The 6,579-nt window shown below is 71.9% G+C and carries 11 protein-coding genes and 1 pseudogene; 6 read left to right on the top strand and 6 right to left on the bottom strand.

The window, feature by feature from the left end:
• Together VIM26_RS00795 and VIM26_RS00790 are read left to right on the top strand one after the other, a co-directional pair.
• A partial coding sequence (locus VIM26_RS00795; protein WP_331948401.1) for a hypothetical protein occupies nt 1–246 on the top strand: 246 nt, incomplete at its 5' end.
• Between the two features lie 129 nt (nt 247–375).
• The gene (locus tag VIM26_RS00790) at nt 376–1,368 is read left to right on the top strand and encodes a Gfo/Idh/MocA family oxidoreductase (RefSeq protein WP_331948400.1); all 993 of its coding nucleotides are present in this window, start codon (nt 376–378) and stop codon (nt 1,366–1,368) included.
• Between the two features lie 12 nt (nt 1,369–1,380).
• On the opposite strand, the gene VIM26_RS00785 is transcribed toward VIM26_RS00790, so the two are convergent.
• Nucleotides 1,381–1,581 carry a DUF1918 domain-containing protein gene (locus tag VIM26_RS00785; protein ID WP_331948399.1) on the bottom strand — a complete coding sequence of 67 codons (201 nt, stop codon included), beginning with the start codon at nt 1,579–1,581 and terminating at the stop codon, nt 1,381–1,383.
• A gap of 198 nt (nt 1,582–1,779) precedes the next feature.
• On the bottom strand, nt 1,780–2,085 hold the full coding sequence (locus VIM26_RS00780; RefSeq protein ID WP_331948398.1) for a hypothetical protein: 306 nt from the start codon (nt 2,083–2,085) through the stop codon (nt 1,780–1,782).
• Nucleotides 2,086–2,164: 79 nt separating this feature from the next.
• On the opposite strand from VIM26_RS00780, the gene VIM26_RS00775 reads away from it, so the two are divergent.
• The gene (locus VIM26_RS00775; protein ID WP_331948397.1) at nt 2,165–2,485 is read left to right on the top strand and encodes a PspC domain-containing protein; all 321 of its coding nucleotides are present in this window, start codon (nt 2,165–2,167) and stop codon (nt 2,483–2,485) included.
• 73 nt (nt 2,486–2,558) lie between these two features.
• Nucleotides 2,559–3,035: an ATP-binding protein gene (locus VIM26_RS00770; RefSeq protein WP_331948396.1), complete on the top strand. Its 477-nt coding sequence runs from the start codon at nt 2,559–2,561 to the stop codon at nt 3,033–3,035.
• Here the strand turns inward: VIM26_RS00770 and VIM26_RS00765 are convergent.
• Nucleotides 3,010–3,846, bottom strand: coding sequence for an endonuclease/exonuclease/phosphatase family protein (locus VIM26_RS00765; RefSeq protein WP_331948395.1), 837 nt, complete (start codon nt 3,844–3,846; stop codon nt 3,010–3,012). The genes VIM26_RS00770 and VIM26_RS00765 overlap by 26 nt on opposite strands.
• 129 nt (nt 3,847–3,975) lie before the next feature.
• The gene (locus tag VIM26_RS00760; RefSeq protein WP_331948394.1) at nt 3,976–4,707 is read right to left on the bottom strand and encodes a glutamine amidotransferase; all 732 of its coding nucleotides are present in this window, start codon (nt 4,705–4,707) and stop codon (nt 3,976–3,978) included.
• A gap of 269 nt (nt 4,708–4,976) precedes the next feature.
• Here VIM26_RS00760 and VIM26_RS00755 point away from each other — a divergent pair, with 269 nt between their 5' ends.
• Nucleotides 4,977–5,180, top strand: a complete 204-nt coding sequence (locus tag VIM26_RS00755) for a cold-shock protein (protein WP_130102167.1) — start codon at nt 4,977–4,979, stop codon at nt 5,178–5,180.
• 171 nt (nt 5,181–5,351) lie between these two features.
• Here the strand turns inward: VIM26_RS00755 and VIM26_RS00750 are convergent, their stop codons facing one another.
• Nucleotides 5,352–5,708 carry a nuclear transport factor 2 family protein gene (locus tag VIM26_RS00750; protein WP_331948402.1) on the bottom strand — a complete coding sequence of 119 codons (357 nt, stop codon included), beginning with the start codon at nt 5,706–5,708 and terminating at the stop codon, nt 5,352–5,354.
• A 17-nt stretch (nt 5,709–5,725) separates the two neighbouring features.
• Nucleotides 5,726–5,962: a hypothetical protein gene (locus tag VIM26_RS00745; RefSeq protein ID WP_331948393.1), complete on the bottom strand. Its 237-nt coding sequence runs from the start codon at nt 5,960–5,962 to the stop codon at nt 5,726–5,728.
• 171 nt (nt 5,963–6,133) lie between these two features.
• Here VIM26_RS00745 and VIM26_RS00740 point away from each other — a divergent pair.
• Nucleotides 6,134–6,579 (top strand): annotated as a pseudogene (locus VIM26_RS00740) (hypothetical protein); the annotation flags it as partial.

Genomic DNA, 6,579 nt, shown 5'->3' with positions numbered 1-6,579 from the left:
GTCCGGCGCCGGGCGGCCGCCTCGAGCGCGGCCCGCGGGCTGCCGGACGGCTTCGCCGCCACCGTGGGGGCCGCGCTCTTCGGCGCTGCGGCGGTGATCACGCTGCCCGGGGGGATCCTCGAGCTGATCCTCACCGGGCCGGCCGCCGGCGCGGGGAACCTGCTCTCCGCGGGGGTCGTGTCGCTGGCCGCGCTGGTCGCGTTCACGCTCGCGCTCTCGCGCTCGCTGGCCGGCCGGCTGGTCTGACGGGCCGGTCCGAGCGGCCCGCCCGGGCGGCCCGCCCGAGCGGTCGGTCCGAGCGGCCGGCCCGAGCGGCGGTCGCGCCCACCGCGGACGAGCCGATCGGCGTCGTCCACGCGGGCTACGGTGACCGCCATGGAGACGGTGCGCTGGGGAATCATCGGGGTCGGCGACGTGACCGAGGTCAAGAGCGGGCCCGGCTTCCAGCAGGCGGACCGCTCGGAGCTGGTCGCGGTGATGCGCCGCTCGGCCGACAAGGCGGCCGACTACGCCCGGCGCCACGGCGTGCCACGCTGGTACGACGACGCCGACGCCCTGATCGCCGACCCGGAGGTCGACGCCGTCTACATCGCCACCCCGCCGGACGCCCACTGCGACTACACCCTGCGGGCGGCGGCCGCGGGAAAGCCCGTGTACGTGGAGAAGCCGATGGCCCGCACCGCGGCGGAGTGCGACGCGATGATCGACGCCTGCGCGCTCGCGGGCGTCCCCCTCTTCGTGGCGTACTACCGGCGCGCGATGCCCCGCTTCCGCACCGTCCGCGAGCTGCTCGACGCCGGCGCGATCGGGGAGCCGCGCACCGTCTCGATCCGGACCGAGCAGAAGGCGCCCGACATCTCGGCCGAGAACCGGCCGTGGCGCCTGCGCCCGGAGATCTCCGGCGGCGGGCTCTTCGTCGACCTGGGGTCGCACACGCTGGACCTGCTCGACTGGTTGCTCGGCCCGGTGACCCACGTGAGCGGCGTCGCCGTCGACCAGGGTGGGCGCTACGGGTGCGAGGACCTGGTGACGGGGGTGTTCAGCTTCGCGTCCGGTGTCCAGGGCGTCGGGCTGTGGTCCTTCGACGGCCATGAGCACCGGGACGAGGTCGAGATCGCCGGCACGGCGGGGACGCTGCGGTTCTCCTCGTTCGGCCAGGAGCCGTTGCGCCTGACCGGCGCGAACGGCGAGCAGCGGATCGAGGCGCCCTACCCGGGCACGGTCCAGCAGCCGCTCATCCAGTCGGTGGTGGACGCGCTCACCGGGCGCGGCGAGTGCCCGAGCACCGGGCAGAGCGCCGCGCGCACCGCGCGCGTCGTGGACGCGCTGCTGCGGGACTACCGCGCCCAGCAGCCGCTGGGTGGGTAGGCCCGCCGCTCCTCACGCCTGCTGTGCGTGCGTCGCGTGCTCGATGGTGCAGTCGGGTCCGGGATAGATGAGCGCCTCGTGCCCGTCGTCGTAACGCACGCGATAGGGCGGTTCGCCGTTCTTTCCGTGGATCTCGATGACCGCGGCGAGCTGCTCCGCGTGCCCGACCGCCTTGCTGTGCACGTGCAGTCGGTCGCCGATGGCTGCCTGCATGGCTGCTCCTTCCCTCGTGCTTCTACAGTGCACCCGGCGGCCGGGCGAGGGAAGGCCCCGTCACTTTTCCGCCCCCGGCGTGTCAGATCGAGCGCGGTCCGCCGGACCGCGCTCGATCTGACACATCCAGGTCTGGCGGAACCTGTCAGGGCGTGCGCGGTCCAGGGAGCGCGCAGCGGCTGACACGTCGGGGGGCGGTCAGGTGTACTTGTGGCTCGTCTCGGAGTGGCCGAGCGGGCGCTTGCAGGTCTTTCCCTGGATGCTGCGGTGGCCGCACTCCTCCGGGGCCGGCGCGACGCTCGCGGCGGGCTCGGGCGACACGGCCTTGGTGGCTGCCTTCGCGGTCGACTTCGCCCGGGACTTCGGCGGGCGGGTGGTGGCCGGCTTGCTGGCCGGCGTGGCCGGCTTCGTGGCCGCCTTCGCGGCAGGTCGCGTGCCCGACGCTGCCTGCGCCGCGTCGTACCGGGCGACCTTCATCGCGCGCTGGGCGTCGAGTTTGCTCATGGGCGCCAGGGTAGAGGACCGGGAGAAATCAGGGACGCATCAGGGGGTTCCCCGATGCGTCGCGGGGCCTTCCCGCGCCATGCTCGAAGAGTTCCAGCGGATCAACACGCACGACCTCACCGAAAGAAGCAGGCACACCGTGACCGACATCCACGATTCCTTCAGCCGCCAGGGCCTCGTCCGCCCCCGCGACGGCCGCGTCCTTGCGGGCGTGTGCGCCGGGCTCGGACGCCGGTTCGGGCTCGACCCGTGGCCCGCCCGTCTGCTGTTCGTGCTGGTCCTGATGGTCCTCCCAGGCAGCCAGCTGATCGTCTACCCGATCCTGTGGATCCTGATGCCCCTCGAGGCGCCCGCCCCGGGCTCGGTCGCCGGGTACCAGCAGGGTTCCGCCGCTCGCTGAGCCCGCCCGACGGCGGTCCGCGGGTCCACCCTCTCGCCGCGCCGGGAGGGTGGACCTCGGGCAGAGTGGCCATATGGGCGATCGGGACGAGCGGCGCGCGCGCCTCGCGGGTCGCGCCCACGCACCGTTGCGATCGGTCCGGGGCGGCGGTCAGGGTGCGCCCGGGACGGACGAGCTGCGGCTGCCGGCCCGCCCGTCGTCGGCGAGGCTCGCCCGGGACTGGGTGATGAACAAACTCGCGGCCGACGGCGTCTTCGGCGCCGAGAACCAGGTGGTCGAGCTCCTCACCGGCGAGCTCGTGGCGAATGCCGCCCTGCACGGCCCGCCGGACGGGCTGGTCCGGGTCCGCGCCTGGCGGATCCGCCGCACGGTCCGGGTGGCGGTGCGCGACGACAGCTCGCAGGCCCCGGTCGTGCTGCATTCCGGACCGTCGGCGACCAGCGGTCGTGGCCTCGCGCTCGTCGACACCCTCGCCGCCGACTGGGGCATCGAGCGGCACGGGTCGAGGGGCAAGACGGTCTGGTTCAGCGTCGATCTCGACCAGGGGTAGGCGCGCCGGCGGGGTGCACCTCGACCTCCACGACGAGTGCCTGGTGGTCGGACACCCCGAGGTCCAGGCTCGCGCCGTCGGACGTGGTCCGCACCGGACCAGCGCCGAGGATGTGGTCGATCTGCCGGACCGGCGTGCCGACCGGAAACGTCAGGGCGCTGGCCAGCGGGCGCATCCCGGTCATCCGAGCGGGCAGCCGGCCCGAGAGGTTCAGGTCGCCCAGCACCACGAGCGGCCGGGGCAGGCCGCGGACCAGCCGGACCAGGCGCCGCAGCTGGACGGCGTTCCAGCCGGGAATGAGTGTGAGATGCGTCACGACGACGGTCATCAGACCGTCCGGGGTGTCCAGCACCGCCGCGATCGCGGCGCGCGGCTCGTCCTTGATGAGCACCGGCCGACGGCGACCGGCGTGCATGACCGGGATCCGGCCGTGCAGCCGGGGCAGCCGGATCGCCCGCCAGTGCCGCACCGGGTGCCGGCTGAGCAGCGCGATCCCGTAGCTGGGCACGGAGTGCTGCGGTGGCTCGTTGCCGATCGCGGCCGACCACTTTCCCGGTACCCCGGCCATGGTGGCCATGAACCGGTGCTCGCGCGCGCCCATGGCCTGCGCGGCGATGGTGGTCAGGTCCGCGCCGTGCGAGCGCGGCTGGTCGCAGTCGACCTCCTGGAGTCCCAGGACGTCCGCGTCCAGGGACCGGACCGCCGCGGCAAACCGGTCGACATCGACCTTGCCATCGGTGAGGGACCGGCCGTGCAGGATGTTGAAGGTCGCGAGCCGCATCGAGCCGAGTTCTGTTCCGTTGCTGTTCATGGCGCGAACAATCGTATCCGCGTCCGGTGGACCGGGCGCGACGCGGTGGAGGCCGCCGGGAGGCCCGGGGGTGAACTGCCGGGGTAGAAAGTCGACCTGGTGTCGCCGTCTTGCGGTGCGCGCCGCCGGTCAGGCGCCGTAGCGGCGCACGAAGTTCGCCAGGATCCGCGGCGGGACGTTGACGCGGGTGTCGCGCACACCGGCGATGACGCGATCGGCGTCGTCGGGCGGGAAATAGCCGGCGTGCCGGTAGGTCTGGATGCGCAGGATGATGCCCGGCACGTCGAGCTCGGGGTGAAACTGCGTGGCGTACAGGTTCTGCTTGACCCGGAACATCTGGACCGGGCAGGTCGCGGACGACGCGAGCAGCGCGGCGTGGGTCGGCAGCGACTTGCACGCCTCCTTGTGGCCGACGAACGCATCGAACGTCGCGGGGATCCCCGCGAGGAGCGGATCGCGCAGGCCCTCGTCGGTGAGCGTGATCGGCACCGCGCCCACCGGTTCCCCGTAGGTGGCGTCGATGACCGCACCCTCGTGCACGCCCAGCGTGCCGACGCCGTAGCAGGCGCCCAGGAACGGGAAGTCGCGCGCCACGATGTCGTCGAGCACCACCCGGAGCTCGGCCTCGACGCGGCGCTGGACAGCGGGTTTGGACTCCTCCGGGTCGCTCGAGTTGAACGGGCTGCCCCCGACGAAGACGCCCGAGTACCGGTCGAGGTCGATCGAGGGCAGCGGCCCGGCCTCCATCCGCACGTGGTGCAGGAGGTCGAGGCTCAGGCCCGCGAACCGCGCGAACTCGGCGTGCTCCTCCGCGGCGGCGCGGTCTTCCGCGCGGGACGCGAGGAGTAGGAAAGGCTTCATATTCGCCCGAGCGTAGGGCAGCGGATCGGTGCTCCGCAGAGGGTCCGGCGAACCCGCCGTGAGTAGTTCCTCACGCTCCAGCCAGTGGATGGAGTTCCCCGGGGCGTGTGTCTGCGCTACTCTCGGCACTGAAGTTGCTGTGCATCGAACGTCTTGAACGTTCCGGCCTCGCGGCCGGGGCGCTTTGCTTCCCGGAGCGGACGACGGACACCGCGACGAGCGATCCCGACAGTCGGGATCGACCGAACGCTCCTGGAGGAGAATTTATTATGGCAACTGGCACCGTGAAGTGGTTCAACGCCGAAAAGGGCTTTGGATTCATCGCGCCCGACGACGGCGGCGCTGACGTCTTCGCCCACTACTCCGCGATCTCGAGCAGCGGCTACCGCTCGCTCGACGAGAACCAGAAGGTTGAGTTCGACGTCACGCAGGGCCCGAAGGGCCCGCAGGCTGAGAACATTCGCCCCCTCTGAATCTCTCTTCATTGAGGGATCTCTTGCACGCTGAGAGACTCTGAGCCTTCTCGAAGGTTCTGATCGCCACGTCTGCCCCGGCCTTGTGCCGGGGCATTCGTGTGTCCGGACCCGGTCGTCTCGCCCACCGGGGACCCGGTGTCGGGTCTCCGGCGCTCGCGACCCAGGCAGTCAGTCGCCGGCGGCGGCGTCGGGCTGTCCGGGCTCGTACGGCCACTCCTCGAAGTCCGCCACGCGACCGTCGGGTGCGAAGCGGAGCACCCACAGATCCTTGTACTCCTGGCGCACGGGGTCCCCATACCTGACCAGGAGTCGCACGACCGCCGAGCGGTCCTCGACCGCGACCGGCTCGGCGCGCATGGTGAACGTCTCGCCGTCGTCGCACCAGATCGCGCGGATCTGCCCGTGGCCGACCTCGGGCGGCAGGTACGGCGAGCGTCGGTAGCTCGCGTCCGGGGTGAACAGCGTCTCGACGGCGTCGGCGTCGTTCGCCCGCCAGGCATCTTCGTATCGGGTCACCCAGGCCATTACCGCGTCGCGATCCATCACAGCACCCCTGCCACGTCGACCTCATAGGTGTACCCGTCGAGCACCTCGGCGGTGTGCTGGGTGGCGGCCGCGGATGCGGTCGGCAGGTCGGGTGCCTCGCCGAGAACGGAGAAGACCACCTGCTCACCAGCCATTTCGGGCTCGCCGTGGGCGCCGAGGGCATCGCCCATGCCGGCTCGTTCGTCGTCGTCGAGCACGTCGAAGACGGTGATCCTGGCGAGGTAGGCGGGCATGGCCCCATCCTCGCCGAACCGCGGCTTCTTCGGGGTCAGGAGGTCCCGCATTCCGTGCCATGGGGTGGGAGCACTGTGCGATCTGCGGGCAGCCAGCGTAGGTTCAACCCGGTGGGGGCCAGTTCGGTCCGTGTCAGCACGCGGACGAGGCCTTTTGAGGGAGTAGATCCAATGAGCGAGTCCGACGCTTCGGCGCCCGGAGACTCGGCACACGCGGTCGTCACTGCAGACGGCGTGGCGGAACTTGTGGTGGACGGTGTCACGCATCGTTTCGCTGCGCCGAGCGCAGCCGACGCCGACGAGATCGTGACCGAGTTTGTCGCTGGGCGGGCGGCCGACCAGGGGCGCGTCCTGACCCTGGAGATCAAGGATCCGGACGGGGAGTGGGTACTGATGATCCATCCCGACGGGACGGTGCACGAGGCGGGGAGCCCGCCGCCGGAACGACGCGGGCGGCGCCAGCTCGCGGAGTCGGAGCTCGAACCGGCCGAGGAGACGGCGGCTTCCGGGGTGCCGTCCATCGGGCCGAGGTTCGATTCGCCGTCGACCGGCCCGGCGTTCGATTCGCCGTCGACTGGGCCGACGTTCGATTCGCCGCGGCGGGAACCCACCGGCCC

The organism is Pengzhenrongella sp. (genome assembly GCF_036565025.1).
GTDB lineage: Bacteria > Actinomycetota > Actinomycetes > Actinomycetales > Cellulomonadaceae > Pengzhenrongella.
Note: the sequence above shows the minus strand (reverse complement) of the source record. Positions and strands in the feature narration are given on the sequence as shown.

Coding starts and splice junctions, on each gene's coding strand:
- VIM26_RS00790 (WP_331948400.1), top strand. CDS start 376: ATGGAGACGGTGCGCTGGGGAATCATCGGGGTCGGCGACGTGACCGAG.
- VIM26_RS00785 (WP_331948399.1), bottom strand. CDS start 1,581: ATGCAGGCAGCCATCGGCGACCGACTGCACGTGCACAGCAAGGCGGTC.
- VIM26_RS00780 (WP_331948398.1), bottom strand. CDS start 2,085: ATGAGCAAACTCGACGCCCAGCGCGCGATGAAGGTCGCCCGGTACGAC.
- VIM26_RS00775 (WP_331948397.1), top strand. CDS start 2,165: ATGCTCGAAGAGTTCCAGCGGATCAACACGCACGACCTCACCGAAAGA.
- VIM26_RS00770 (WP_331948396.1), top strand. CDS start 2,559: ATGGGCGATCGGGACGAGCGGCGCGCGCGCCTCGCGGGTCGCGCCCAC.
- VIM26_RS00765 (WP_331948395.1), bottom strand. CDS start 3,846: ATGAACAGCAACGGAACAGAACTCGGCTCGATGCGGCTCGCGACCTTC.
- VIM26_RS00760 (WP_331948394.1), bottom strand. CDS start 4,707: ATGAAGCCTTTCCTACTCCTCGCGTCCCGCGCGGAAGACCGCGCCGCC.
- VIM26_RS00755 (WP_130102167.1), top strand. CDS start 4,977: ATGGCAACTGGCACCGTGAAGTGGTTCAACGCCGAAAAGGGCTTTGGA.
- VIM26_RS00750 (WP_331948402.1), bottom strand. CDS start 5,708: ATGGCCTGGGTGACCCGATACGAAGATGCCTGGCGGGCGAACGACGCC.
- VIM26_RS00745 (WP_331948393.1), bottom strand. CDS start 5,962: ATGCCCGCCTACCTCGCCAGGATCACCGTCTTCGACGTGCTCGACGAC.